This is a genomic window from Arthrobacter parietis (assembly GCF_039530425.1).
Classification (GTDB): Bacteria; Actinomycetota; Actinomycetes; order Actinomycetales; family Micrococcaceae; genus Arthrobacter_D; species Arthrobacter_D parietis.
In genome coordinates, this window is record NZ_BAAAON010000003.1 from 211,095 (window position 1) to 236,261 (window position 25,167).

Here is a 25,167-nt window from a genome sequence, read left to right on the forward strand (position 1 = left end):
GGCAGCGGCGTCAACCTCGCCACCGGTGATTCCGACGACGATCGGGTCGCCGACGATCTCGCGGGCTTCACCGACATTGATGACCAGCGGGCGGTCGTGGCCTACGCCGTTCTCGGCGCTGACCTCGATGGCTGCTGCCAGATCCTCAGGGTAGGTCGCGGTCCCTTCAGGGTTTGACCAGACCGACTTGCGGGGGCCCGGAACGCCTTCCTTCTGGATCTGCAGGACCATGTCCTTGCTGGTGGCCCACTCGACGAACTTCCAGGCGTTGTCCTGGTTCTTCGATGCTTCATTGATGCCGAGGCCCCACGAAGGAACGTTGTAGGGCTTCGAGCCGGCGGGGCCGGCGGGCATCGGCGCGAAGCCGACCTTGTCCGCAACCTGCGAGTTGGCCGGGTCAGTGGCGTTCTGGTAGAGGCTGTCAGCCTCGGTGTAGAACGCGGCACCACCCTGGGTGAAGATGGCCATTGCCTCGGGCCAGCTCATGTCGGTGCTGACATTCTCCGGTCCGTATTCGTTGATCATGCGGCCGTAGTAGGCGTAGGCCTCTTTGGCTTCGGGGCTGGCGACGGCGGAGTTACCCTCATCATCGATGAAGTCGCCGCCGAAGCCGTACAGGAAGCTGGAGAACTGGGTGACGGCCGGGGACTTGCCGGTACGGGCAACGAAGCCTGCGACGTCGGGGTTCTCTTCGTTGATTTTCTTGGCAGCGGCCTCAAGCTCCTCGAGGGTCTGCGGAACTTCCAGGCCGGCCTGCTCCAGGAGGTCGGTGCGGTAATAGAGCACCTCACGCTCGGTGATGGTGGGGACACCGACAACCTTGTCTTCGAACGTGGTGGAATCCACCGGGCCCTGCTGGAAGTCGGACCACTCCCACTCAGGGTTGGACTGCACGCGGTCAGTCAGGTCCGCGAGGTAGCCGTTCTGGGCGAACAGCTTGCCCTCCTGGAGGGGGCGGTACATCATGACGTCGATTTCGTCAGTACCGGCATTGAGCTGAACGTTGTACTGGGCTGAGAGCTGATCCTCACCCAACTGGGTGACCTCGACCGTCAGTCCGGTCTCTTCCTCGAACTCGGGGATGGCCTCGATGATCTGCTCGGTCCAGACGTGGTTGGCGAGAGTGACCCGCAGGGTGTCCGAACCCGCCTCCGCGTCTCCGCCGCTGCCGCCGCAGGCGGCCAGTGATCCGCCGGCGAACATTGCGATTGCTGCCGTAATACCGGCTTTTCGCAGGATTGTGCGCTGCACTGTGTCTCCACTTCTCTTCATTGAGGGACGTCCGCTGTACGCGGGCTGGAGTAGATGCTGAAACATCTGCTGTATAGCTCGAGTGTAGTGAGAAAGATCATACTTATGCAACCTATCTGAGTGATTGGGATGCTGTTGGTACGCTTCCTCCATGCCACCCGCCGAAACCGAGTCTCCCGATGTCGCAGTATTCTCAGGCCTGCACGCCTCGGTGATCGATCAGATGGGACTGGCTATCGGCGCAGGCGAGTGGCAGAGCGGCAGCATCATGCGGATCGAAGAGCTGGAGGAACGCTACGGCGTCTCCCGCTCGGTGATCCGGGAGGTGCTGCGAGTGCTGGCCTCAATGGGCATGGTGCAATCCCGCCGCCGGGTCGGCGTGCAGGTCCTCCCGGCCACCGAATGGAATCTCTACGATCCCCAGGTGATCCGCTGGCGCCTAGCCTCACCCGGCCGGGTGGCGCAGTTGCGGTCGCTGACCGAGCTGCGTACCGCCGTCGAGCCCCAGGCCGCGCGCCTCGCAGCGATGCGCGCGCCGCTGGCGGATGCCAGCGAGCTGATGGGCCTCGCCGGGAAGCTGTGGGCGGCGGGCCAGGATGGCGACACGGAACTGTTCCTGAAACTCGATATCCAGTTCCACCACCTGGTGCTCTCAAGTTCAGGTAATGAGATGTTCGGCAAGCTCAACTCGCTGGTTGCGGAAGTGCTGACCGGGCGGACGCACTACGGAATGATGCCGGACCATCCGCATGAGGAAGCACTGCAGATGCACGTCGATGTGGCCAGCGCCATTCAGCGCGGCAATGCCGTTGACGCGCACGCAGCCATGCTCGCCATCATGGAGCGCGCCATGACCGAGATGAGCACCCTCTGGGACGAGGCGGCGCACACGTAGAGGCTGTTTGTTGCTCCTGCTTCAGCGGATGTTATTTGCCGCTCAGGCGGAGAGCGGGCGGGCGGTTCGCATCGTCGTTGCTCCGGCAACGATGAGCAGCACCAGCAACCCCGCTGACCACGCAAGTCCGGAGTAGCCGACCATCGACAGCACCAGACCGGACGCCGCTCCCCCGAACGCACCGGCGAGATTCATGCTGAGATCGGTGCGGCCCTGGATGCGTGCGCGGGCCGCTCCGGTGACGAGGTCCGCGACCAGTGCCGAGCCGGAGACTGTGGAGGCGCTCCAGCCTAGGCCGAGCAGAATCAGGCCGATGGTCACGAGCACAGGGTCATCTTCGCCGAAGGCCACGGTGACCAGCGCAACCGCGAACAGTGCCTGGCCGATCAGGATGGTACCCACGCGGCCAACCCGGTCGCTCAGCCAGCCGAACACCGGTGAAAGTGCGTACATGCCGGCGATATGGAGACTGATGGTGAGCCCGACAATGGTGAGCGTCACGCCGTGGTTCACCAGGTGGACCGGCGTCATTGACATCACGGAGACCATGACTGCGTGGCTGGCCGCAATCGATCCGATGGCGAAGATCAGGGCTCCCCTGCCGCGCACCATGCCGGGCGCGTCGTCTTTCGGGTCCGACGGCGTTGCCCGGCTGATGAGGTAAGGATCCGGCCGCAGGGCGATCAGATAGACGATCGCTGCTGCAAGCTGCGCACCAACGGCGATGAGGAATGGTCCCGTCAGCTCGGGCATGCCAAGCGTTTCGGCGACCACCTCGCCTGGTCCGATGAGGTTGGGGCCCAGCACTGCTCCGACGGTGGTGAACCAGACCACCAGCGACAGGTCCCGCCCGCGGTGCTCGGGACTTGCCACGTCGGTCGCAGCGAAGCGGGACTGCAGGTTGACTGCGGTGCCGACCCCGAGCAGCGCGAAGGCCAGGAGCAGCAGCGGAAACGATCCGAGGGCGGCCGCACCGATAACGGTGAGTGATCCCGAGGCAGCGATGAACGCTCCGGTGGTCAGGGCTGCACGCCGGCCGAGCCGCTGCGCCAGCCGTGCCAGCGGGATGGCGCTGGCTGCCGCTCCTAGGGTGCTCAGGGTGGCAGCCGTGCCGGAGAGCGCCTCGGATCCGGACAGTTCGGCGGCCATGACAGCGCCGATCGAGAGAACGGAGCCCATGCCGATTCCGCCGAGGATTTGAGCCGCAATAAGGACCCGGACGGTGTGGCGCTGGATGGCAGGAAGATCGGGCGCCGTCGTCGTACTGTTGCCGGCCGGAGTCCTGCTGGAGGTGGGCATGGACTCAGGGTATTCGCGTGTCGGCCGTGAGCATAGTGGAAGGCTGGGATCTGCCCAACCGGGGGTGCTGCTGTATATGGTAAGCAGTATGACTATCTCAGGATCGGATGGGCCGGACAACAATCACCAGCGGCCCGAATCGGCAACAGACAAGACGGTGGAGGCGCTCGGGAAGCTCTCGGAAGCGCTTGAAGTAGTGGAACATGCGCGGGGGCTGCTGTATGGATTCCATCGGTTGACGGGAACGGCGGATCTCGCTTTGGGCGAGGCAGTTGACCTGCTGCGGAAGGCGGGACATGAGAGCCTCGCCGAGGAAGTGAACCGGGATGTCCTGGGGAGGAATGTCATCGAGGGGCGGTGGACGTTCCAGATCGTGGAGGACTATGACGACAACTATTACGCAGAGTTCAAGGCGATCGAAAAGCGTGCGCGCGATGAGCTTGTGGAGGGGAAACGGCACCTGTTTGAGGCGGAAATGAAGGAAGACCGCCGGACGCATGGCCGCGCTCACCATGAGGCGCTGCCCCCGGAAGCCAACCAGTAGAACCAACACTGAAGGAGCACTTATGTCTGATGAAACTTTGGGAAGCCCGACGCCGGAGCCGCAGGGCGGTTTTGCACGTGACCCTGAGGAGTGGGTCACCGGAGATGAACCGATGACGGATGCCCAGCGCAGCTACCTGGATACGCTCGCGCGGGAAGCCGGGGAGGAAATCCCCGCGGACATCACCAAGGCGCAGGCGTCGGAGCACATCGACCGGCTGCAGAAATCCAGCGGACGCGTCGGTGGCGGATCTGACGAGGCGCAGACCGGCGGGTAGCGCCGGCCGGATGCCGAACTAGGGCAACCTGCGCGACCCAACTGCGGCATACCTACTGTCACGCTAGGCTTATCGCAACGCAGGGCATCGGGGGAAAGCATGAAGGCTTGGCAATTAGCAGTCGCATCATGGCTGCTCACGGCACTCATCGGATTCTTCGGTCTGCAGGCTTGGTACACCATCTGGTACTACCAGGAACCGGTCATTGACACCGTCTCCCAGCCTGGCAGCTATATCGTTGCGGTGGTCAGCGGACTGGGCTTGTTCGCCCTTAGTTTCCTGTTCAGCTGTGCAATGACCGTCTTCGCAGGGCGGGTGGCTAGCAATGAGAACCGCCATGAAGGTTCCTATAACAAAGGCTCCTGATGCTCGAGTCCGTTCATCCTCAGGGACGTGATTCAGGATCACGAACCGCTGCTTCACCGGACGTTGCAAGACCATGTATTCAGCGGTGCAATGATGGCCCTGTGAGCAACGTCTTCCTGAGCGGCCAACTCGTCTGCAGCAACAAAGACCAGGCGGCGATCGTTGCCCAGTTGCTTCCTTTGCACATCGAGCTAACGCGCGCTGAGCAGGGCTGTCTTTCCTTCGAAGTGAACGTTACTGGGAACCCGTTGGTGTGGCAGGTTGACGAACAATTTCAAGACGCCGCCTCATTCCGCGCCCACCAGCAAAGAGTCAGCGGGAGCGCCTGGGGCAGGGCAACCGCTGATATTGCTCGACGCTACGAGATTGAGGGTTTGTAACCGAGCAAAACTCGGCTCAGATCACTGAACCTCGGCTCCTGTGAACTCCACCCGCAGGAGGATTGCTCAAGAGATGCAGATGAGAACCGTACCGCTGATATCGCCCCGTATTCAGCACAGAGGTTTCTTGTAGTAGTCGGATAGTTCGGTCGCCGTCTTGGTTGAGCCGTCCTCATCAACGTAGTTATACGTACAGGATGTTGACTCTCCGATCGATCGGTATCCCAAGCGGATATACAAGCCGCGCGCCCGGTCGTTGTCTTTGCCTACTCCCAGGTAGATGTGATCGAATCCAACAGTTCTGGCCTTCGCCTCAAGCCAATCGCAGAGGGCTGTTCCTACGCCCTCACCTCTTCGGGTTGGATTCACGAAGAGATTCTTCATTTCGGGCGAATAAGTTGCGTGAAGATCCAAGACCACCGTCCCAAGTGGTACTGGTCCTTGCCACGCTGCGGCAAAAAACACTCGTCCATCACGCTGACGTTGCAGCATCCTGCGGGCAACCCCCGCGCCGGCCGGTTCTTCTTCCGTGAGCGCGAGCAGGTCTTGGTCCGTACATTGACGCACAATGAGTGGAAGATCCATTCCTCTAGCTTGCCGGATTTTCGATCAATGATGAGGCGATGGCTCGTGCTCACCTCGCCGGGCTGCCGGGCGTGCGGGCGGGCCCTGGTTTGCGTGTCTTCCACCAGATGATGCCGGTGATGAGAACGAATGCGGCGCTTGGGATGAGGAGGGTTATCGAGCCTGTGGCATCTGCCCGGCTGTTAAGTTGACCGGCCACATCGACGTGAAGCGTTGTGGCGAGCACGAGTCCGGTGATGTTGTAGAGGCCGTGGAGGACGACAGCGGTCTCGAGTCCTCCGGTGCGCCAGGTTATGACCGCCATCGATCCGAACAGCACCAAGTACGAGGTGAGGATGTAGGGGTCAAGTGAGCCGTGGAAAAGGGAGAAGAAGACGGTCGGGATGATGATGCCGATGACGGTTCCGAGGCGTGCGCTGCGGGACCATCCACCCACGACGCGGAACATAAAGCCACGGAAGCCGTATTCTTCGCCTGCTGCTGCAAGTGGTGTGAGGAGCGTACCGATCACGAAGTAAGCGATGAGATCGATCATCGTCCAAGCGGCCGGCGGACTGGGCATCATGAGGGATGCCAACGACACAGTGATGACCACCAGGGGGCCGAAGACGAGCAACGCCCGACTGAAGATGCCGAATCGGAAGCGCCCGGTCACGGAGTGCAGCGAGCGGAACGGAATTCCGTAGAGCAGGCGCTGTAGCAGCATGCTATAGGGGATGAGCGCGGCAAGGGAGAGGGCGCCGGCGGCGTGCTGAAGGGGCGAGGAGCCCGTCCGCCCAAGGAGTTCCGTGTCGATGAAGCGTGCCCCCGTCAAGGACAGTTGCGCGAAGCCGACGAGCCCGGCGAGTAGCAGGATGATGGCAAAGATGCCGCGGAGAATTCGGCGTTTTTCTCCCGCATAGACGCGGTGATATTCGACGGTGGGCGGAACGCGAGGAATCGTCGTGGGAGCATCCTGCTCGCCAAGCCAATTCAGGGTGGTGTGCTGCACAGTAGGTTCCTTTCGTGGGGTTTCAGCTGGCAAGTTCGTCGATCCAGCTCGATCGCATCCGCAGCGCTCGCTCCATACTCCCGATGACAGCGGCAAGTCCGATGAACAGGTTGGCTTGGATGGGGAGTTGTATCGGCGAAGTGAAGGTTCCGATGGAGTCGGCGACGAGAGGGATCTGGGAAAGAGATCCGATGATTTGCGGCACTTCGACGCCCAAGCCGACGATGACGAGCGCGGTGGAGATGGCCTCGATGGCGCGACTCGTACCGGGGTATCGGTGATGGAACCGGGCACGACGTCCTTCTGCGGAAGCGGGGTCAGGAGAGAGTTGCTGCTCGGTTCCGTCTGCGCGCACATAGTGGCAGCGTTTGAGTCCGAAACCGTTGATTGCGACCTCGATATGACCGTCCGGCACCTCGAACCGGGTCGGTAGCTTCGCGTATGACCGCAGCGAGCCGTCAACGTAGAGTCGCGCGCGGATCTCGCCGTCGGTCATGTCTCCGGCATGGCGAACATCAACGGAGTAGGTCAACCTCGTGCCATCGGACGAGTCCAACTCGATCGAACGCAGGGATCTGCCGAACATCTGCCACCAGCGGTAACGGCGCAGCGGTTCACCGGATCCTGTTCGAACCCGACGGCGTCTGATACCCATTTCTCGACTCCTCGCTCAGAACTAGTACAGCGTAATAGTCAGCCAAGAGATAAGCTAGCACACTGTAATAGAAGGCTGTCTCGCGAAGGAGCAGACATGAACGATCAGGCGAAAGAACCAGGCACGCGCGACAAGATCTTGATCGCCGCGGCGACGATGCTCGGCGAGGATCCAACCGCTCGGCTGAGTGTGCGCGCGGTAGCGGCTCGCGCACAGGTGAGCACCGGGTCGCTACGGCACTTTTTCCCGACGCAGCGCGAGCTCCTCGATACCGTCGTCGCGGGCATGAACGTCCTCGACATTCCGGACGACCCGATTAACGATCAAGCGCTGACACCGGCTGAGCGCCTTCTCGCGTGCTTACGATTGATGCTCGCGCAAGTGGGCGTCGGCGAGCGCGCCCGACAGCAGTGGGGTGCTCTCTACGACGCATACGTGGTATCACCCCCGTCCGATGACGAAGCGGCCACGTACCGTGCTCTTGAGCGGATGGGTCGCTACCGCATCGAACGGTGGCTAGCCGTTCTGGTCGAGGATGGCGCCATCCCTGCAGGTGGGATTGAGCAGAGAGCAAGGTTCCTTGCTACCGTTCTCACCGGGCTCATGACGGAGCGCGCTCTGCCCGCCGAACCGTTGCGGATCGAGACGGAAACGGAAACTCTCCGCCTAGCCATTCACGCCGCGACGACCGCATAGACCATGTCCTGAACAATCTTCCCTACAAGGCTGCTGTGCAGGTCGGTTCAGGGTCGAGGCGACTAGTCCTCAGTGCTTGAGGGTCCGAAACCGGCGCTCTCCGCACCCGCGCATCCCGGCAAGCCGGAACCGCCAGCGCCTAAACCCAAGCTCGAAAGGAAGGCAGATTCGCCGGAACCTGCCTCTTCTTCGTGGATCAGTCCACCGGCGGGATACGCCGGTCCCGGATGAGCTGCGCATACCAGCGCGAGCTGTCTTTCGGCGTCCGCTCGAAAGTGTCGTAATCGACGTGCACAATCCCGAAGCGTTTGGAGTAGCCGTAGCCCCACTCGAAGTTGTCCATCAGCGACCACACCTGGTAGCCGCGCAGATCCACGCCGCGGGCCACTGCACGGTGAGCGGCAGTGAAGTGGCGGCGTAGGTAATCGATGCGGTCGACGTCGTGGATTCGCCTCGCTCCGTCCGCGTCAACTTCCACCGTGTCGGGGAAAGCCGCACCGTTTTCGGTGATCATCAGCGGCAGCTCAGGGAACTGCTCATGGAGTGAGACGAGCAGGTCCTCGAGTCCGGAGGGGTCGATGTTCCACCCCATGTCCGTGTACGGTCCGGGCTGCTGCAGGAACTCCACGTTTTCCGCACCGGGCCAGGCCGTTCCGGTGGCGGCACCGTGGCCATCGGAGGATTCCTTCTGGCCCTCCCCGTCCCACATCCGCACCCGGTTGGTGGAGTAGTAGTTGACCCCGAGGACGTCCAGTGGCTGTCGGATAAGCTCCAGGTCGCCATCCTGAACGAAGGACCAGTCAGTGATCTCCGCTGTGTCGTCCAGAACGTCCTGGGGGTAGGAGCCGTTCAGCACGGGGTCAAGGAAGAGCCGGTTCGCCAGGCCGTCCACGCGGCGTACTGCCTCGGGGCCGGTCTCGCCGTCCGGGCGGAACACATGGAGGTTGAGGGTAATCGCGAAGTCGGGATTGTTGGTCACCACCTCACGCAGAGCCGAGACGGCGAGACCGTGGGCCAGGTTGAGATGGTGCACGGCGGCGAGTGCAGCGGCGGATTCCGTCCGTCCCGGTGCATGCGCGCCGGAGCCGTAACCGAGATAGGCGCTGCACCACGGTTCGTTCAGGGTGGTCCACAAGGCGACCCTGTTCCCGAGCCGCTCACCTACGATGCGGGCGTAGTCTCCGAAGGCGAGGGCCGTTGCGCGGCTGGTCCAACCGCCGTCGTCCTCGAGTGCCTGCGGCAGGTCCCAGTGGTAGAGGGTGACGATGGGCTTGATACCGCGGGCCAGCAGCCCGTCGACCAGGCGTTCATAGAAGGCCAGACCCGCCTCGTTGGCCGGTCCCCGGCCGGTGGGCTGAATCCGCGGCCAGGCGATGGAGAAGCGATAGGACTCCAGCCCGAGGTCCTGCATGAGATCGAGGTCCTCGTCCAACCGGTTGTAGTGGTCGCAGGCGACGTCACCGGTGTCACCGTTGAAGACCTTGCCCTCGGTGTGGCTGAAGGTGTCCCAGATGGAGGGCCCGCGACCGTCGGCGTCGTGTGCGCCCTCGATCTGGTACGAGGCTGTGGCTGAACCGAAGACGAACCCCGCCGGGAATTCGAGGCCGGTGTCGCGGTAGTCGGGATCTCCCATGGTGCGGGTGTCTCTTTCTTCGAGGTGTTGGGTCATGACGTCAGCGATGCCTTTCCTTTGATTGGCATGCTAGTCGTGTTAGGTGAATCGAGGTCGGTGAGGACTGTGCGCCGGCCGAAAGCGAGCGTGACAAGTTCGATGCGGTCCCCCAGCTGGACGAGATACTCCCCTGCGGCCACGGCACGCCGGGGCGTCAAGGCGGCTTCGCGGATCACGCCGTTCTCCCAGTCCAGGTCGACGGCGATTCCCGGCCTGGCGATGAGGCCTCGGACGCTGCCGCTGGGCAGCTCGGCCGGGAGCGCAGGCAGGAGTTCGATGATTCCCGCATGACTTTGCACGAGCATCTCAGCCAGGGCCCCCACGAAGCCGAGGTTCCCGTCGAGCTGGAACGGCGGATGAGCGGCGAACAGATTGGGGTAAAGCCCGCCGGCGTGCGGACCGTTTGCTTCGGCTGCCGGACGGAACATCAGGCGAAGGAGGTCCGCCACCTTCTCGCTTTGCTTCAGCCGCGCCCGGAGGCATGCCTTCCAGATGAGCGACCACCCGGTGGAATCATCACCGCGGCGATCGAGGGAGAGGGCGAGCGCGTCGGTGAGTTCCGGCGTCGGGCCGTTTCCGGGATAGGCGAAGAACAGGTGCGACAGGTGCCGGTGCGTAGGCTCAGCCTCCACCTCGGGGGTAACCCATTCGAGGATTCGGCCGTCCGCGCCCACGGCCGGCGGAGCGATGCGCGGCAGTGCCGCCTGTACTTCCGCCACAATCGGGTGGTGCGGCTGGCCAACCGCGTCAGCCAGAGCCAGCACAGTCTCGAAGAGTTCGGTGATCAGCGTCCTGTCCATCGCACTGGAGGTTGCAACCGCGGCCCTGCCCTGGGCGCTGAGGTAGCAGTTTTCGGGTGATGTGGACGGTCGGGTATTCAGGTGGACGCCGCCGTCGTCAATCAACCAGTCGCAGGCGAATTCGGCGGCACCGACCGCCAGGTTCCAGAGCCGCTCGAGTTGCTCCGGGGTGGCGGAGCCGAAACGGCGCATCTCATCGAGCTGGCGGATCAGCCATGCGCCAGCCAGAGGCCACTGGGACCAGCTCGCCTGGCCGGCAGTCGGGGAGCTGAACGCCCACGCATCGGAATTGTGGTGAGCCGTCCAGCCTCGGGCTCCATACAGGGTGGCGGCGGTATCCCGCCCTCGTTCGGCCAAGGCTTCGGTCAGTTCCAGGAGCGGCTCGTGGCACTCGGACAGCCCTGTGACTTCCGCTCCCCAGTAGTTCATCTGCGCGTTGATGTTCAGCGTGTAGTTGGACGACCACGGCGGACGCAGGTCCTCGTTCCAGATCCCCTGCAGGGTGGCCGGGAGGGAGCCCGGCCGGGACGAAGCGATGAGCAGGTACCGCCCGTAGTCGAAGAGCAGGGCAACCAGTGCCGGGTCGGCGGTCAGCACGCCCGCTGGGTGTGCGTTCGCCTGTTCCAGGCGCATATCGGTGGGGACGTGCTCGCGATCCGGCAGTGCGTCCGGGCCGGGCGTGAGCGTGACGGACACCCGGTCGAACAGCTCCCGGTGTGCACGTATGTGGTCGGCGAGCAGTGCGTCCCAGCCCTTCTCGATCGCTGTATACGCACAGCGGTGTGCCGCTTCTGCGCACGTCGCAGCCGAGCCTTCCGGCTCCCGGCCGATGGCCGTGAAGGTGGTCCCGGTGGCAACCACGAGGAGCAACTCGGTGACCGCCGTGAATACTGTTGCTCCGTCGTCGTTCTGGGCAGTTGAGCCATCGTGGCGCGCCGCCAGGCACAGCGTCCCCTCCAGCGGACCGACGCCGTCTATTTCCCATTGCAGTGCCGGCTCGTCGGGTTCGTGGCCGGGCGCCACATCGGCGGGCAGCTTCAGTTCCAGTACGACGCCGTTGCGCCGGTTGGTACGGCCGGTTTCCCGAAGCGGGGTGGAGACGGCGATGGTGACGCTCACAGGGCTGCCGGAGCTCAACCGGTGCACGAGTACTCCATCAACGGCGCTGATGAAGGTGTCCTGTGTGACGCTGCCGCCGGGTCCATCCGCGAGAGTGCGGTGGGTAGCGTCGGCCAGGGACAGTCTGCGCTCCTGCAGCCGTAAGCCGTCGTGCAGCTGGAGGGTGATGTCAGCGAACGGCAGGTATGACTGGGAGTAGCCGGACTGCAGCTGCTCGAGAATCCGCTCGGCGTCAACCGGCCGCCCGTCCACAATGGCGCTCCGGGCGTCGGCGAGCGCGGTGGCGGCCGGCCCGGCGGAGATACGGCCACGCCGGTGCTCGCTGGCCGGGCTGCCTGACCAGGCGGTGCTGTCATTGATCTGCAGGCGGGTAGTCGAATCGCCGGCAAGCACCATCGCGCCGAGCCGGCCGTTGCCCAGGGGCAGGCCGTCGAGCCAGGTGGCTGCCGGACTGGTGTAGAAGACGTCGGCCACCGTAGTCAGCGCACTTCCCGCACGATCAGCGCAACACCCGGAGGAAGGGCGGTGGGCCCGTCCAGCGGGGTATCGCTGAGGAGGTCGTGACCGTGCACGTCAATCTCCGCCGTCTCCGCTGAATGGTTGAGGAGGAACAGGTAGCTGGAGTCGCCGGCGTAACGGCGGACCGCCTCAAGACCGTAACCGGCGGCCGGATGATCCGGGTGGACGCCGGCGTCGTTCAGGATGCGGTGCAGGTGGTCGCGCAGCGCGTCTTCGCCGAGCCGGGTGGCGATGTAGTGAGCAGTGCCGGAACCCCACGCATGCTGTGTAACCGCGGGGCGGCCAGCGAGCGGGTACTCCGTGAAGTTTGCGATGCTGGCGGCACCGGCGAGCTCCACCGCTTCGGCCCAACAGTCTGCGGAGGATCCGTCACTGAGTTTCAGTGCGGTGGCGGCAAGCTGCGGGAAGTGTTCCTCAACGCGGATGCCGAGGAGCTCCGCAAACGCTCCGGAGAAGCCGCCTGACCGGACGTTGAGGTTCTCATCCGTGCTGCCCGAGAAGTACCAGATGGCGGTGTGTCCGCCGTCGGCGACGTAGCCTCGCAGTGTTTCCGCTTCGGCGTCCGAGGCAGCCAGCTTGCTGGGCACCAGGACAAGGTTGTAGCCGCTGAGGTCCTGATCGAGCCGGACAAAGTCAACGTTGACTCCGAGCAGCCAGAGCGCACGGTGGACAGCCTTCACTGCGGGCAGGAAAGCGACGTCGGTGGACGGCAATGCACTCGTGTCCGTCGACCACCACGCAGCGGAGTCCCAGACGATGGCCACCCGGTTCTGGTTCACCCGACGCCCGGCAACCGGGGCCTGTGCAAGTTCGTGCAGGGTAGACAGCGTGGTGCCGAGTTCTACGATTTCGCGGAATGTACGGGAGTTTTCGCCGACGTGCGGAACCATCGGCGAGTGGAAGAACTCCGCGCCCGCGCGCGGCGACCGCCACTGGAAAAACAGGGATCCGGTGGAGCCGCGGGCCAGATATTGAAGCGTGCTGAACAGCAGCGAGCCTGGGTCCCGTGCGAGGATCCGCCCTTGGGCGTAGTTGTAGACCATGGTGGTGGCCTGTTCCATCAGTACCCATGGGCGGCCGGCGTTGAAGGAGCGGGCGAGGTCACTGCCGAAGGCAACCTGGATGTTCCCCTCGATGCCTGGGGTGTCCGGGTAGTGGTCAACGGAGACGTCGTCGATCTCCGCGGCGAAGTCCCACTGGTCGTAGTGGTTCCAGCTGGGGAGCATGAAGTTGGTGGTGACGGGAACGTCAGGGCGGATGCCTCGGACTATGTCCACCTGGTCACGCAGGCAGTCCCTCAGGAGGTCAGCCGAGAATCGCCTGAAGTCCAGCAGGTGGGACGGGTTGGGTAGGTACTGGGTGGCCTGGGGAGCAAAGATCTCTTCCCACTCGCTGTAGCCCTGGGACCAGAACGCGGTGTTCCAGGTGGTGTTCAGCTGTCTCAGGGTCTCGTACTTCCCACGTAGCCATCCACGGAATGCCGTATCCGTCTCAGGACCGTAGGACACCGTGCCGTACTCGTTGTGGAGGTGCCACATCCGCAACGCCGGATGGGCAGAGTAGCGCTCGGCGAGGGCTGTGGTGACGCGTTTGGCTGCGGCACGGTAGGCAGGAGCCGCCGGGTTGTAGGTGTCCCGGCTTCCATGGATCAGCCGCACACCGTCCGCAGTGACCGGCAGGGCTTCCGGGTGTGCCAGGGAAAACCAGGGCGGCGGCGAGGCCGTGGGTGTGGCCAGGACAACACCGATGCCGTTCTCCGCCATCAGATCCATGACCTTGTCGAGCCAGCCGAACTCGTAGTGACCTTCCCGCGGTTCGATGGAAGACCACGAGAAGACGCCGACCGTCACCCGATTGACATGTGCTTTCCGCATCAGGCGAATGTCTTCCTGCCACACCGATTCAGGCCACTGTTCCGGGTTGTAGTCGCCGCCGAAGACGAGCTCATCGGCTTTCGGGAAGGGCTGGTCAGTGGGCATGAAGGCGGTCCTTGAGCGAGTTTGAGGCGACATTGTCGAAGCGCTTCGACAACTGTATGGCGCGGTGACGTGACGCGCAACACCCTTGTGTCTGCGTTGCCCCTGGCGCGTCACTTTGCGAAGATGCAACGGTAGGAAACTGAGAAATTCGACGACGGATCCAAGGGAATGGACATGCTGCTAACCGCTCCGGTCAGCGCGGCCATTGGAAGCGAGGCGGCCGCTGTGGCCAGCTGTGAGGAACGCGACTAGCCCTTCCCTGCCGAACCCGCGCAGGTGGAGGGCCACTGTGTCACGCCCTCGAACACCCATCTGTAAGGCGATCCATTATGCAAAAAACCAGCGACCGCGACATCCGGTCATCGTTCATCAATGCAACCCGCTCCGAAATGGCCAAACTCAATCTCCCAGCGAACTTCGACTCGCTCGAGTGGGACAAGCTCGACTTCCTCGGGTGGCGTGACGGAAAAATGCCGCTCCGCGGTTATCTCATCGTTCCCACTGAAACCGGGATCACCGGCGCCCTCCTGCGAGCGCCGGAGGGCGGACCAAAGAAAAACCGTTCGGTACTGTGCGAGATCTGCCGTGATGTGTTCTCCAAGGAGGACGTCCTGCTCTGGGTGGCCAAACGCGCCGGCCAGTCAGGCAGGAATGGCAACACCGTCGGCACGCTGATCTGCGCCGACTTCATCTGTTCTGCCAACGTACGCAAGGCGCCGCCGGTCAACGAAATCAACCCGGATCCCGCCGTCGTCGTGAAGCGGCAGGTAGAGGAGCTGAACGTGAGAATCCGTAAGTTTCTGGCAAGAGTGGCCGAATAGTCGGCGGTGCATGGCAGGATTCGGGAATGGCAGAAAACCCCAGGATTGCGTCGATCGAGCGTGCCACCAAGCGCCCGTGGGAAGAGTGGGTTACGTTACTGAGCGGCGCCGGCGGAACGGACTTCAGCCATAAGGACATCGCTTCGAAGGTGTATGAGGAACTTGAGGGCTCCATGGAGCAGGCCGGCTGGTGGGCGCAGTCCGTGGCGGTCACCTACGAGCAGCACATCGGGCGGCGCCTTCCCGGCCAGCGCTCGGACGGCACGTTCCAGTTGAGCGTGAGCAGGTCCACCGCGCTTGGCGTGGAAGTGCTCATGCAACGCTGGTCGGAATTCGCGGCCGCGGATAACACGATGCAGGGACTCCTCGCCGAGCCGCCGCGGATCAGCGGCACGGAGCGTCGCATGAGCTGGCGCGCCAAGGCTACGGACGGCTCAGCTGTCCTCGTCACCAGCGAGCCGAAGAAGAACGGTACGGCGTCGATCGTGGCGACGCAGATGGGCCTTCCCTCCCCTGAAGCGAACGACGCCGCCCGGCAGGTTTGGGTGGATATCCTCGCCGCATTCCTCGAACGGCTCTAGCCCGCCTGCTGCAGTACCTTGGCCAGGAGGGCGGGATCCACTGATCCGCCGGAGACGACGGCGGCCGTTGTGCCGCCGTCCTTCTGGGTGTTTCCGGACGGCACGAGGTCATGCATCCAGGCGGCAGTGGCTACGGCACCGGACGGTTCAACCACGAGTCTGCCGGCGAGGGTGAGGTGGCGCATAGCGGCGAGGATTTGTTCTTCAGTGACGGTGATGACGTCGTCGACGTAGCGCTTGACGTGCTCCCACGGGTGGACACCGAGCGCGGGTGTGCGGAGGCCGTCGGCAACGGTGCGGTACGTGAGTTCCTGCTCCCAGGTGATGCGGCGTCCTTCGCGGAAGCTCTGGGCGGCGTCAGCGGCGAGTTCCGGCTCCACCCCGATCACTCGGGTTCCGGGATTGAGGGCCTTGACCGCCGTCGCAATACCGGAAATGAGTCCGCCGCCGGAAACGGGGACCAGGACGGTGTCGACGTTGGGCAGCTGCTGCATGATCTCGAGGCCCACAGTTCCCTGGCCTGCGATGATGCGGGGATCGTCATAGGGCGGCACGTGGACGTACCCGTGTTGAGCGACGAGCTCGTGGGCGCGGACGTCACGCAGGGCGGAAGGCACTATCTCCACCTCGGCGCCGAGCGCGCGGACTGCCTCGATCTTGGGGAGCGGCGCGGCGTCCGGCATGACGATCACGGCGCGCAGGTTGAGCCGGTGTGCCAGCCAGGCGACGGCGCGGGCGTGGTTGCCGGAGGATTGGGCGACGATGCCGTGTTCGCGGGCATGATCCAGCACCTGAGCAATGGTGTTGTAGGCGCCGCGCAGCTTGAAGGCACTGGTGGGCTGGAGGGACTCGGCCTTGCAGTGGAGTACCTCATCCGGGCGCTGCGGGTGCGGCAGCTGGATGATCGGTGTACGGAGAACCAGGTCACTGATGCGTTCAGCAGCGGCTTCGATGTCGCTGAGGGTGACGAGCGTGGTCTCTGCCGCTTCGCTTGTTGCGGCTTCGCTGATACTCATGGATCGATCCTAGCGACCTACAGCAGTACCGTCAGCGCGATGAGGATCCAGGCCGGTAGCACTACGCCGGAGAGGGCGGTCTGGGCGGCGGTGATCTGGGCCATGAGCGCGGCGTCTCCGCCCAGGCGCCGGGCAAAGACGTAGGAACTCGTTGCCGTCGGGAGTGACTGAAAAACCACACAGACGACGGCGGCTGGGCCGGTGAATCCCAGCAGGACACAGAGCCCCAGGGTGGCTGCCGGCACCGGAACGAAGCGAAGCAGGAGGGCGGCAGCCACGGGCCGCAGGGATTCGCGGGGAAAAGCACGCCCCCGCAGTCCTGCTCCAACGCAGAAGAGGCCGATGGGAAGTGCCGCTCCCCCGAGAAGTCCCAGCACCGCGGTAATGAGCTGTACGACGACAGCCGGCCCCGGTGCGCTCAGGAAGTCCCCCATGCCCGGTGCGGAACCGATGAGGTTTGCGGCGAGTCCTACGGCGCACGCGAGAATCAGCGGGTTGCCGAATACCGCCAGGATCAATGCGGAGCCGCGGAGCCGGTGGTGTCCGTAGTGTGCGAGCGCGATGGTTGAGGCGAGGTTTCCGAACGGAATGAGGACCGCGTTGGCGAGCGCTGCGATAGCGATGCCGTTGGATCCAAAGAGGGCTGCCGCCGTCGTCACTCCTATATAGGTGTTGAAGCGGACGGTTCCCTGGAACACCGAGGTGAAGGCCGGGCCGTCCCTGCCGGTGGCAGGCCGGCGGGCGGCATAGGCGAGCAGTGCAGAGAAGGTCGCAGATGCTGTCAGGACAAGCACCATGGGACCGGGTTCAATGGATGCGAAGTCGGCTCCGGCGAGGCCGGTCACCAGCAGTGCCGGCAGCAACACGAAGTAGACAAGCTTTTCCAGTCCGGACCAGAATTCCGGGCCGGTGATGAAGGAGTGTCGGAAGATCGAGCCCAGGCCGATGAGAATAACGGCTCCGATGAGCGCGATGACCACGTCTATGTCGATGACGCCACGTCCCATCGCGGTCTTTGCCTCATGCCGTTAGTGGCGTTGGTGCTCACCTGAGGAGCGTAGCAATCGGCGGTCGCGCCATGCACCGGTGGACCACAGCGCCCATAGCACCAGCAGCGGCTGGAAGAAGAGGCGGATGAGCCGTGCGCGGTCGGTGTCCAGACCGAAGGCGTCTACACCCTCAACGTACTGGGCGATATTGCCGGGGAAGATGGCAATGAAGAACGCGGCGACGATCCAACCGACGAGAACCCTGTACCGCGGAAGGAGAATCAGTGCAGCACCGAGGAGAATCTCGACGATGCCTGACCCCACCACAACGACGTCGGTGGGCAGGGGAAACCAGGACGGCACCTGCGCTGCGAATTCGGAGCGGGCGACCGTCAAGTGGGCGGTGCCTGCTGCCAGGAGGATTGCTCCGAGCAGTATGCGGGCGATGCTTCGGGGAAAGGATGTGCGGAGTGGGGTTGGGGTTGCGGCCATTCCGTTCAGCCTAACGGGACCGGCACCGGGTTCTGCTGGGTACGGGTTTCCTCGATTAGGATGAGTGCAGCGCATTTGCGCGGCTGGTTGGGGGCGGTGGGGTGCCTTCACCATCCCCGGCACCCACGAAGGCCCGACGTTGCTGTACTTTCCTTCCACCAATTCGGCCGCGCATCGTCCTGCCGACCGTGATGTCACCCGCTTGCATTCCCTGCTTGACGACGACGTCTGGGCGTTCGCCAACTGCCGGGTGGAGGCGCCGGGGTACCCGGTCGCCGAGATCGACTGGTTCTTCTATAACACCCGCACCGGCTGCCTGATGCTGAGCGAGTGGAAGAGGTTTCCGAAGTCGGTGGCGGTAGCGGCGGACGTTGGGGAGCCGTGGGTACTCGCAGACGGCTCCGCTGTGCCCAATGCGATCGAACAGGTCACCAAACAACAACGTGCGGTACGCAGGGTAATCGAACGATCGATCCTTCCTAAACACTTCACCGGGCATGCACAGGCCAAGATCGCTCAATGCGTTTACTCGCCGCAGATAGGCGAAGCCACTGACATAGAGCGGCTGCAATTCGGTCGCGTTCACGGAGCGCTTTCTGCACTTGCATCGGCAGTGCAGACTCTGCCGAGCCCCTCGCCCCTACTACTGAACGACGACGACGGCGCGCGGCTGGAGCTGGCGCGCGCGCTATGCGCGCTCTTCCGCTGCAGTATGTCAGCTGAAGTGGAGGCAAAGCTGGGGCCAACCCCGGCGAAGCCACCCGCCTCTCGCGCCGCCGTCATCATCCGGATCAGTGAGATCCATCGTGAGATGGCGAAGCTTCACCGCGAGTTGGCACACCTGATGCTTGCTGCGGAGGGAGCCGCCGAGGCAAAACCCGCGTTGGGATCACCGACCATGCTCTCGGCGGGGAGCCTTTCAAAGGTTCAGCCGGCAGTTGCTGCCCCTAAGAAGCCGGTCGTGAAGGTCACCGACCATGAGCGTATGCGCACGCATCTTGCTCCGCGGCTGGCGCATGTGAATGGCAGCAGGGAGAAAGCCACAAAGGCACTCGCCCAAGCGTGGTTAGCGGCGCTCGCCGACCCCCAACTGCACGGCCCTGCGGGAATCAATGTCTCGTTGTTCGGCAGTCTCGCGTCTCCGCTAGTCAAAAACCAGCACGGGTCCCTTCAGAAGCTCGTGGGCATGCAGCCGCGCAAGTGGTGCATGCTGCAGGCGGAACAGGCCGGGCTGAAGCCCAGGAACGTTGCGGGAAAACCATCGAACATCAGAGTCCGTTAGCGCCGGCACGTCTCAGCACAGCACTGCTCCCCGGGAAGCATTCCCAGGGAGCAGTGCTGTGCACTAGTTGGGCAGAGATAGGCGGTCAGCCAAGAATTGCGTTGGCGATGAACAGGAGCGGGATCGAGCCGGCCCACACCGCCGTCGTAATTCCTGACCAGCCCTTGAGCGCCGCGGTCCCTTCCAGCCCTGAGAAGCGGGTGACCACCCAGAAGTAGGAATCATTGAAGTAGCTGAACACCATGGATCCAGCGGTGCAGGCAAGCGCCGCGATCAGGGGGTCAACGCCAATCGAGGTGACCAGCGGAGCCGTGACCGAAGCCGCGGTAATCATGGCGACAGTGCCGGAGCCCTGCGCGATGCGCACCAGGGTCGCGATCAGGAACGGGACCAGGAAGGCTGGAAGGGCTGTCGCTGCGATGGCTTCAGCGAGGGCATCACCAACTCCTGAGCTACGCAGAACCTGGCCAAGTGCGCCGCCTGCGCCGGTAATGAGCAAAATGAGCCCGGCTGACGCAGCAGCATCAGCGAACCAGCCCTGCACCTTGGAACGCGGAGTCCAACGGGGCAGGAGCACGTACACGGCAAGGATGACGCCAATCACGAGGGCAACCACGGGGTTACCGATGAAGGCCAGTGGGACGGCCCACGCGGAGGGCTCGTACTCACCGGTACCGACAACTCCCTGGTTGCTCTGGTCGATTGCACCGCTCACCGTGTTGAGAATGATGAGGATCAGCGGGACCACCAGTGGCAGGGAAGCAACAAAGGCTCCAACCTTGTGTGGCTTGGCTCCCGCGGGGGGCGTGCCCAGTTCGGAACTGTCGAAGTCGATGGTGGAGCCGTACTCGGAATCCTCCGACGGCCCGGTTGCACCGATGGCCCGGGCAGCGGTGTCGCCTGACGCGTGATCGTCATGGTCTGCGAGCGCGGTGGTTGTCCGGCCATGCTGGTGCGTGGCGGCACGGCCGTACACGGTCTCACGGATGGTCTCCGACATGCCGGGCTCGATCTTCGGCCCGATCCATTTCGCGTAGAACACGACCACCGGCAACAGGATGATGGTGAACGCAAGCCCGGCAAGGATGAGAGCTCCCAGGTCCGTGCCGAGAATACCGGCAACAGCGAGGGGACCCGGCGTCGGCGGAACCATATGGTGCGTCAGCGTCATACCGCAGCCAAGGGCCAGTGCCAGCGTGATGTAGCCAGCGCGCTTTACCCTGGCGATGGAGCGGGCCAGCGGGTTCATAATCACGTAGCCGGAGTCACAGAACACCGGGATGGAGACGAGCGACCCAACGCTTGCCATTGCCCAGGGTTCGCGCCCCTTGCCGAACAGTTTCAGGAAGGCCAGAGCCAGCGCGTTGGCGGCACCGGATACCTCGAGAATCTTTCCGATTCCCACGCCCAGACCGATCACGATCCCGATGGATGCAAGGGTATTGCCGAACCCGGTGGTGATGGCCGAAACGATCTCGAGCGGTGCCTGCCCGGCTACAAGCCCGGTGACCAGGGCGGCAATAAGCAGTGCCACGAACGCGTCGAGGCGCGTTCTCAGCACAAGGATGATGATGGTCGCTATTCCAAGAACCAGCGCCAAAAGAAGTTGTATGTCCACGTGATTGGTGCTCCTCGTCAGCTAAGCAAGCCTCGTTGCCGTCTTAGGGTCTGCACGTGCCCGAAGTACATTGACGAGCGATGTGCTGAGTGTCACACTAGCACCGGACATATGACGTCTGACAAGTGTTTGGGGAGGAAACGTGGTGCGGATGTTCAGAGCAGCGTTGCACCCCGTCAGCCGGGCCGGGGGGTGTGCTGGTGGCACGCGCTTCGCTGGCTGAGTCCGTTTTTGAAGAGATCCTTGAGCGCATCATCAGCGGAACCTATCCTCCCGGTGAGTTCCTTCCGTCTGAGGGCGAACTGGCGGCCGCGACGGAGGTGAGCCGGCTGACCGTGCGGGAGGCATTGAAGAAGCTTCAGGCCCAGAATGTGGTGCAGGTGCGGCGCGGACTGGGAACGTACGTCAACCCGAGCGCACAGTGGACGGACCTGCAGGCGATCCTGCGTTCCGCGACCGCGGCGTCCGCTTCGCCCGACGTCTCACTCCGGCTCCTGGAAATCCGTCGCATGGTTGAGATCGGGGCTGCTGAACTCGCTGCACTGCATGCCACCGACGAGGACCTTGCCCGCATGGAAGACGCAAACGCGGCGCTGCAGGCTGCGCATCAGGCAGGAGACCTCGACGCTGTGACCACAGCTGACCTTGCCTTCCACGAAGCAGTTTTCCGGGCGTCGGCGAACCCCTTCATTCCGGTCATTCTGGGCCCGCTGGGCAAGCTGCTGTATAGCATGCGGCGGGAGACGTCGTCGTTCCTTGAAGTGCAGAAGCACGCCCTTGAGCACCATGCGTTGGTGCTAGACGCTATCCGGACCGGTGATGCCGAAGTGGCCGGAAAAGCGATGCAGGCCCACATCAACCAGACCTATGACGACTACGAGCATTTCATCCATCACAACGATCAGCATCAGGAGCAAAGGTGACCGAACCAGCAGAATTCCCCTCAAGCCGTACAGCGGTACTCACAGGCGCGGCTTCCGCGCGCGGAATCGGTCGCGCAACAGCCAATCGGTTGGCCGGCGAGGGCTGGAACATCGGGATTCTCGACATCGACGGGGCCGCTGCCGAAGAGGCTGCGGCGGACATCGCGCAACGGCACGGCGTTCAGGCAATCGGTGTGGCGACCGACGTGTCCGATGAGGCTTCCGTTGATGCAGCGATCAGCCGGATCGAAGCCGAGTTGCCGCCCATTGTGGCACTGGCGAACCTCGCGGGGATCAGCTCCCCCACCGAGTTCATGCAGGAAACCAAGGAAGCCTGGGAGCGGGTTTTCGCAGTCAATATGACGGGCACGTTCCTCGTGACGCAGCGGGTGCTGCACGGGATGATCGAGCGGAAGCTCGGGCGTGTGGTGAGCATTTCGTCGATCTCCGCCCAGCGTGGCGGAGGTACCTATTCCAAGGTGGCCTACAGCGCGTCAAAGGCCGGCATCATCGGATTTACGCGTGCGCTCGCACGGGAAATGGGTGAGCACGGCATTACGGTCAACAGCATTGCGCCGGGTCCGGTTGACACCGACATCATGGGAGGAACCCTCACGGAGGAGCGCAAGCGGGACATGTCGAAGGATATCCTGGTGGGTCGCGTAGGCACCGTGGATGAGATGGCTGCCCTCATCTCGTTCCTGGTGGGTCCTGATGCCGGGTTCATCACTGCCGCTACCTACGACATCAATGGTGGCCTGCAGGTTTCGTGACGAACTTGCCCAAAAACCGCCGTAGCCACCGCTCGGACTGGTTAGCTGACATGCACGCCGATAGCGCTTTAGCCATCGGATAGCCGTTTACCGCCATCCGATGGCTGGAACGCTATCCGAAAGCGGGAATGCTATCAGCGCTGGCCGTTCCGAAGCGCCCCAAAACTACTTCCCCAGCGAAGCGAACATCCGCCCCTCGGGGTCGAGCTTCTTCAACAACTGCGTGGTGATGTCGGACAGCTCCGACACCTGCTCACGCGTGAGCTGATCAAAAACCATCCCGCGCACATGCTCAACGTGACCCGGAGCAGCGCCTACCAACTTGGCCCACCCCGTTTCGGTGAGCGTCACGTTCTTGGCACGCCGGTCTTCGCTGCACTCGCTCCGCTCCACCAGCGCCTTTTTCTCCAAGCCGGTCAGCACTCTGGAAAGCCGCGGAAGCGTTGCATTGGTCTGCGACGCCAGCGCCGTGATGCGCAACGTCCGCCCGGGCACCTCAGACAGAGACGCAAGAACGAAGTATTCGAAGTGCGTCAGATCCTCATCACGCGTCAACTGCCCATCGAGTGCCGCCGGCAGCAGCTCGAGCACCGCCGCCATGCGCTTCCATACTTCCTGTTCATCCATGCTGAGCCATCGCGTCATGCCTCCATTCTACGTAATGCTTGCATCTACAACTAATCGCTGCTAACTTATTAGTTGTACCCGCAAGCAATTCTTTCTCAAGGAGCTCCACATGACTTCGTTCACCATCTTCGGCAAGGGCAACATGGGCAGCGCCATCGCAAGCGTTGTCGCAGCAGGCAGCTCGTCCGTCGAGCACATCGACTCCTCCAGCACCGGCGCCACCGTCAACGGCGACGTCGTCGTTCTCGCAGTCCCCTACCCCGCACTCAAGGACATCGTGGCGCAGTACGGCGATCAGCTGGCTGGCAAGGTCGTCGTCGACATCACCAACCCGCTGAACTTCGAAACCTTCGATTCCCTCGTGGTTGCCGCTGACAGCTCCGCCGCCGCTGAGCTGGCGTCGGCACTGCCGTCGTCGAAGGTCGTCAAGGCTTTCAACACCAACTTTGCGGCCACTCTCGGTTCGAAGACTGTCGGCTCCAACCAGACCACCGTGCTCATTGCCGGCGACGACACCGACGCCAAGAACCGCCTCGCCGATGCCGTCAAGGCTGGCGGGGTGGACGCCGTCGACGCCGGCTCCCTCGCCCGCGCCCGCGAGCTCGAAGCTATCGGCTTCCTGCAGCTGACCCTCGCCGCCGGCGAGAAGATCCAGTGGACCAGCGGATTCGCTCTCGTCCGCTAATCAGCCACAATCACCAGCACGACGCCGGTGCTCAGCCACTGCGCACCGGCGTCGCTCGTTCTACCCAGCCCCGAACCCCGAAACGGACTTTCATGAACAACGCCACCCTGACCACCACTGCCCGTACCGTGCTTCGCGTCGTCGTCGGCTTCCTTTTCGCCGCACACGGCTGGCAGAAGTTCAACGAGTGGACCATTGCCGGCACCACTGCCGCGTTCGGTGACATGGGCATCCCCATGGCCGAGATCGCCGCCCCCGTGATTGCCACGCTCGAGCTGGTCGGTGGAATCGCCCTGATCCTCGGCCTACTCACCCGCCCCGTCGCGGTGCTGCTGACCCTCGACATGCTGGGCGCGCTGATCCTGGTGCACGTCTCCGCCGGCGTCTTCGTAGCGAACAACGGCTACGAGCTAGTGCTGCTGCTCGGTGCCGCCGCGCTGACCCTCGCACTGGTTGGTCCGGGCCGCGCCTCGGCTGACTACGCGCTGTTCGGCCGCCGGAACTCACGCGTGAGTGTGCTCGCGTAAGCACTTAGACCTGAAAAAGGGGAGGAAGCCTGCACTGGCTTCCTCCCCTTTTGCGTGCCCGGAGTGCTCCCCGCAGCAGCGGGTGGCACTAAGGACCCAAACGAACGTCCGCACCCGTCAGATTGGCCCGGAAACCGTCCTCGTGAACGGTGACGTCCTGCAGCACAAGCCCCTCGGGTAGACCTTCAATCTCGTGCTCGATAGTCACGAGGCTGCGCACCACGGTGCCGATTGCGTTCGAGAGGAAGTCCGGGCCGCCAATGTCGATCGAGCGGGGTTCGACCACGAGACTGCCGCCCTCGACCTTGACAGTGCCGGTGGCCACGACGCGAAGTTCGCGGCCCAGCACCTCCACTGTGCGAACGACGGCGGCCTGGCCCCCCTCCGCTGCACGGACCACGGTTCCCTCTCCCAATTCGTCGGCGACAACCTCGAACGGCACCGTGGCGTCCACGGAGAGCCGGGCCGCGACCAAACCGTCCGGCCCCGTGACCACATCCTGACCGACAGCCTGTACGTCGCGAAGCGTCGAGCCGACGGTCACCACTGTTCCGGCGTCCAGCTCAAGATCGGCGAGCCACGTCTCGTCTTCGCTAAGATCGCCAGGAGCTGCAGGCGGCGGAAGGTCGCCGGGCATATCCGCGGTCGACGACGGCGTTGGCTCCGCGCCGGACCCACCCGCCGGGCTGCTCACCACCCACCAGAGGATGGCAATCGTGATGCCCAGGACAAGAATCATCCCAACGGCACCGATCAGCCAGTCCTTCGCACGCGCCCACTCCATATGAACAGTGTGGTGGTTCCG

27 protein-coding genes are annotated in these 25,167 nt (G+C 63.6%); 13 read left to right on the forward strand and 14 right to left on the reverse strand.

Features of this window, described 5'->3' with window-relative positions:
• On the reverse strand, nt 1-1,251 hold a 1,251-nt coding region (locus ABFX19_RS13135), incomplete at its 3' end, for an ABC transporter substrate-binding protein (RefSeq protein WP_346028522.1).
• A 151-nt stretch (nt 1,252-1,402) separates the two neighbouring features.
• On the opposite strand from ABFX19_RS13135, the gene ABFX19_RS13140 reads away from it, so the two are divergent.
• Nucleotides 1,403-2,146: a FadR/GntR family transcriptional regulator gene (locus ABFX19_RS13140; protein ID WP_346028523.1), complete on the forward strand. Its 744-nt coding sequence runs from the start codon at nt 1,403-1,405 to the stop codon at nt 2,144-2,146.
• Between the two features lie 42 nt (nt 2,147-2,188).
• Here ABFX19_RS13140 and ABFX19_RS13145 read toward each other — a convergent pair whose 3' ends face one another.
• A complete protein-coding gene (locus ABFX19_RS13145; RefSeq protein ID WP_346028524.1) occupies nt 2,189-3,445 on the reverse strand; it encodes an MFS transporter in 1,257 nt (418 codons plus the stop codon).
• An 88-nt stretch (nt 3,446-3,533) separates the two neighbouring features.
• Between ABFX19_RS13145 and ABFX19_RS13150 the strand changes: the two genes are divergently transcribed.
• The 4 genes from ABFX19_RS13150 (at nt 3,534) to ABFX19_RS13165 (ending at nt 5,012) form a co-directional block, all read left to right on the forward strand.
• A complete protein-coding gene (locus tag ABFX19_RS13150; protein ID WP_346028525.1) occupies nt 3,534-3,989 on the forward strand; it encodes a hypothetical protein in 456 nt (151 codons plus the stop codon).
• A 22-nt stretch (nt 3,990-4,011) separates the two neighbouring features.
• On the forward strand, nt 4,012-4,266 hold the full coding sequence (locus ABFX19_RS13155) for a DUF3072 domain-containing protein (protein ID WP_056549063.1): 255 nt from the start codon (nt 4,012-4,014) through the stop codon (nt 4,264-4,266).
• A 99-nt stretch (nt 4,267-4,365) separates the two neighbouring features.
• Nucleotides 4,366-4,632 (forward strand): Asp23/Gls24 family envelope stress response protein, encoded by a 267-nt coding sequence (locus tag ABFX19_RS13160; protein WP_346028526.1) that lies wholly within the window; start codon nt 4,366-4,368, stop codon nt 4,630-4,632.
• A gap of 101 nt (nt 4,633-4,733) precedes the next feature.
• Entirely contained in the window at nt 4,734-5,012 is a 279-nt protein-coding gene (locus tag ABFX19_RS13165; RefSeq protein WP_346028527.1) for a putative quinol monooxygenase, read from the forward strand.
• A 111-nt stretch (nt 5,013-5,123) separates the two neighbouring features.
• Here the strand turns inward: ABFX19_RS13165 and ABFX19_RS13170 are convergent, their stop codons facing one another.
• Genes ABFX19_RS13170 through ABFX19_RS13180 form a run of 3 tightly spaced genes read right to left on the reverse strand, consistent with a single transcriptional unit; the run spans nt 5,124 to nt 7,243 of the window.
• Nucleotides 5,124-5,597 carry a GNAT family N-acetyltransferase gene (locus tag ABFX19_RS13170; RefSeq protein ID WP_346028528.1) on the reverse strand — a complete coding sequence of 158 codons (474 nt, stop codon included), beginning with the start codon at nt 5,595-5,597 and terminating at the stop codon, nt 5,124-5,126.
• Nucleotides 5,598-5,646: 49 nt separating this feature from the next.
• Nucleotides 5,647-6,588: a CPBP family intramembrane glutamic endopeptidase gene (locus ABFX19_RS13175; protein WP_346028529.1), complete on the reverse strand. Its 942-nt coding sequence runs from the start codon at nt 6,586-6,588 to the stop codon at nt 5,647-5,649.
• Between the two features lie 22 nt (nt 6,589-6,610).
• The gene (locus ABFX19_RS13180) at nt 6,611-7,243 is read right to left on the reverse strand and encodes a hypothetical protein (protein WP_346028530.1); all 633 of its coding nucleotides are present in this window, start codon (nt 7,241-7,243) and stop codon (nt 6,611-6,613) included.
• A gap of 96 nt (nt 7,244-7,339) precedes the next feature.
• Between ABFX19_RS13180 and ABFX19_RS13185 the strand changes: the two genes are divergently transcribed.
• Nucleotides 7,340-7,939, forward strand: a complete 600-nt coding sequence (locus ABFX19_RS13185) for a TetR family transcriptional regulator (protein WP_346028531.1) — start codon at nt 7,340-7,342, stop codon at nt 7,937-7,939.
• A gap of 196 nt (nt 7,940-8,135) precedes the next feature.
• Here the strand turns inward: ABFX19_RS13185 and ABFX19_RS13190 are convergent, their stop codons facing one another.
• Genes ABFX19_RS13190 through ABFX19_RS13200 form a run of 3 tightly spaced genes read right to left on the reverse strand, consistent with a single transcriptional unit; the run spans nt 8,136 to nt 14,028 of the window.
• Nucleotides 8,136-9,608: a GH1 family beta-glucosidase gene (locus ABFX19_RS13190; protein WP_428831040.1), complete on the reverse strand. Its 1,473-nt coding sequence runs from the start codon at nt 9,606-9,608 to the stop codon at nt 8,136-8,138.
• Entirely contained in the window at nt 9,605-12,004 is a 2,400-nt protein-coding gene (locus tag ABFX19_RS13195; RefSeq protein WP_346028532.1) for a glycoside hydrolase family 95 protein, read from the reverse strand. The genes ABFX19_RS13190 and ABFX19_RS13195 overlap by 4 nt, the downstream gene beginning before the upstream one ends.
• Before the next feature lie 5 nt (nt 12,005-12,009).
• Nucleotides 12,010-14,028: a beta-galactosidase gene (locus ABFX19_RS13200; protein WP_346028533.1), complete on the reverse strand. Its 2,019-nt coding sequence runs from the start codon at nt 14,026-14,028 to the stop codon at nt 12,010-12,012.
• Between the two features lie 329 nt (nt 14,029-14,357).
• On the opposite strand from ABFX19_RS13200, the gene ABFX19_RS13205 reads away from it, so the two are divergent.
• The gene (locus tag ABFX19_RS13205; protein WP_346028534.1) at nt 14,358-14,849 is read left to right on the forward strand and encodes an FBP domain-containing protein; all 492 of its coding nucleotides are present in this window, start codon (nt 14,358-14,360) and stop codon (nt 14,847-14,849) included.
• A gap of 26 nt (nt 14,850-14,875) precedes the next feature.
• Complete coding sequence (locus ABFX19_RS13210) at nt 14,876-15,430, forward strand: hypothetical protein (RefSeq protein WP_346028535.1); 555 nt, start codon at nt 14,876-14,878, stop codon at nt 15,428-15,430.
• Here ABFX19_RS13210 and ABFX19_RS13215 read toward each other — a convergent pair.
• Genes ABFX19_RS13215 through ABFX19_RS13225 form a run of 3 tightly spaced genes read right to left on the reverse strand, consistent with a single transcriptional unit; the run spans nt 15,427 to nt 17,927 of the window.
• Nucleotides 15,427-16,446 (reverse strand): threonine ammonia-lyase, encoded by a 1,020-nt coding sequence (locus tag ABFX19_RS13215; RefSeq protein ID WP_346028536.1) that lies wholly within the window; start codon nt 16,444-16,446, stop codon nt 15,427-15,429. The genes ABFX19_RS13210 and ABFX19_RS13215 overlap by 4 nt on opposite strands.
• A 17-nt stretch (nt 16,447-16,463) precedes the next feature.
• Nucleotides 16,464-17,453: an AEC family transporter gene (locus ABFX19_RS13220; RefSeq protein ID WP_346028537.1), complete on the reverse strand. Its 990-nt coding sequence runs from the start codon at nt 17,451-17,453 to the stop codon at nt 16,464-16,466.
• A gap of 21 nt (nt 17,454-17,474) precedes the next feature.
• Nucleotides 17,475-17,927 (reverse strand): DoxX family protein, encoded by a 453-nt coding sequence (locus ABFX19_RS13225; RefSeq protein WP_346028538.1) that lies wholly within the window; start codon nt 17,925-17,927, stop codon nt 17,475-17,477.
• A 64-nt stretch (nt 17,928-17,991) separates the two neighbouring features.
• Here ABFX19_RS13225 and ABFX19_RS13230 point away from each other — a divergent pair, with 64 nt between their 5' ends.
• Nucleotides 17,992-19,209 (forward strand): hypothetical protein, encoded by a 1,218-nt coding sequence (locus ABFX19_RS13230; protein WP_346028539.1) that lies wholly within the window; start codon nt 17,992-17,994, stop codon nt 19,207-19,209.
• Nucleotides 19,210-19,294: 85 nt separating this feature from the next.
• On the opposite strand, the gene ABFX19_RS13235 is transcribed toward ABFX19_RS13230, so the two are convergent.
• Nucleotides 19,295-20,827, reverse strand: coding sequence for a GntP family permease (locus tag ABFX19_RS13235; protein WP_277359556.1), 1,533 nt, complete (start codon nt 20,825-20,827; stop codon nt 19,295-19,297).
• Nucleotides 20,828-21,027: 200 nt separating this feature from the next.
• Between ABFX19_RS13235 and ABFX19_RS13240 the strand changes: the two genes are divergently transcribed.
• Together ABFX19_RS13240 and ABFX19_RS13245 are read left to right on the forward strand one after the other, a co-directional pair.
• Nucleotides 21,028-21,750, forward strand: coding sequence for a FadR/GntR family transcriptional regulator (locus ABFX19_RS13240; protein WP_277359555.1), 723 nt, complete (start codon nt 21,028-21,030; stop codon nt 21,748-21,750).
• Nucleotides 21,747-22,523: an SDR family NAD(P)-dependent oxidoreductase gene (locus ABFX19_RS13245; protein ID WP_277359554.1), complete on the forward strand. Its 777-nt coding sequence runs from the start codon at nt 21,747-21,749 to the stop codon at nt 22,521-22,523. The genes ABFX19_RS13240 and ABFX19_RS13245 overlap by 4 nt, the downstream gene beginning before the upstream one ends.
• Nucleotides 22,524-22,688: 165 nt before the next feature.
• Here ABFX19_RS13245 and ABFX19_RS13250 read toward each other — a convergent pair whose 3' ends face one another.
• A complete protein-coding gene (locus ABFX19_RS13250; protein ID WP_277359553.1) occupies nt 22,689-23,168 on the reverse strand; it encodes a MarR family winged helix-turn-helix transcriptional regulator in 480 nt (159 codons plus the stop codon).
• A 91-nt stretch (nt 23,169-23,259) separates the two neighbouring features.
• On the opposite strand from ABFX19_RS13250, the gene ABFX19_RS13255 reads away from it, so the two are divergent.
• Together ABFX19_RS13255 and ABFX19_RS13260 are read left to right on the forward strand one after the other, a co-directional pair.
• Nucleotides 23,260-23,835, forward strand: coding sequence for an NADPH-dependent F420 reductase (locus ABFX19_RS13255; protein ID WP_277359552.1), 576 nt, complete (start codon nt 23,260-23,262; stop codon nt 23,833-23,835).
• A gap of 92 nt (nt 23,836-23,927) precedes the next feature.
• Nucleotides 23,928-24,362, forward strand: coding sequence for a DoxX family protein (locus ABFX19_RS13260; protein WP_346028540.1), 435 nt, complete (start codon nt 23,928-23,930; stop codon nt 24,360-24,362).
• Between the two features lie 88 nt (nt 24,363-24,450).
• On the opposite strand, the gene ABFX19_RS13265 is transcribed toward ABFX19_RS13260, so the two are convergent.
• Entirely contained in the window at nt 24,451-25,146 is a 696-nt protein-coding gene (locus ABFX19_RS13265; RefSeq protein WP_346028541.1) for an LmeA family phospholipid-binding protein, read from the reverse strand.
• Nucleotides 25,147-25,167: the final 21 nt, after the last annotated feature.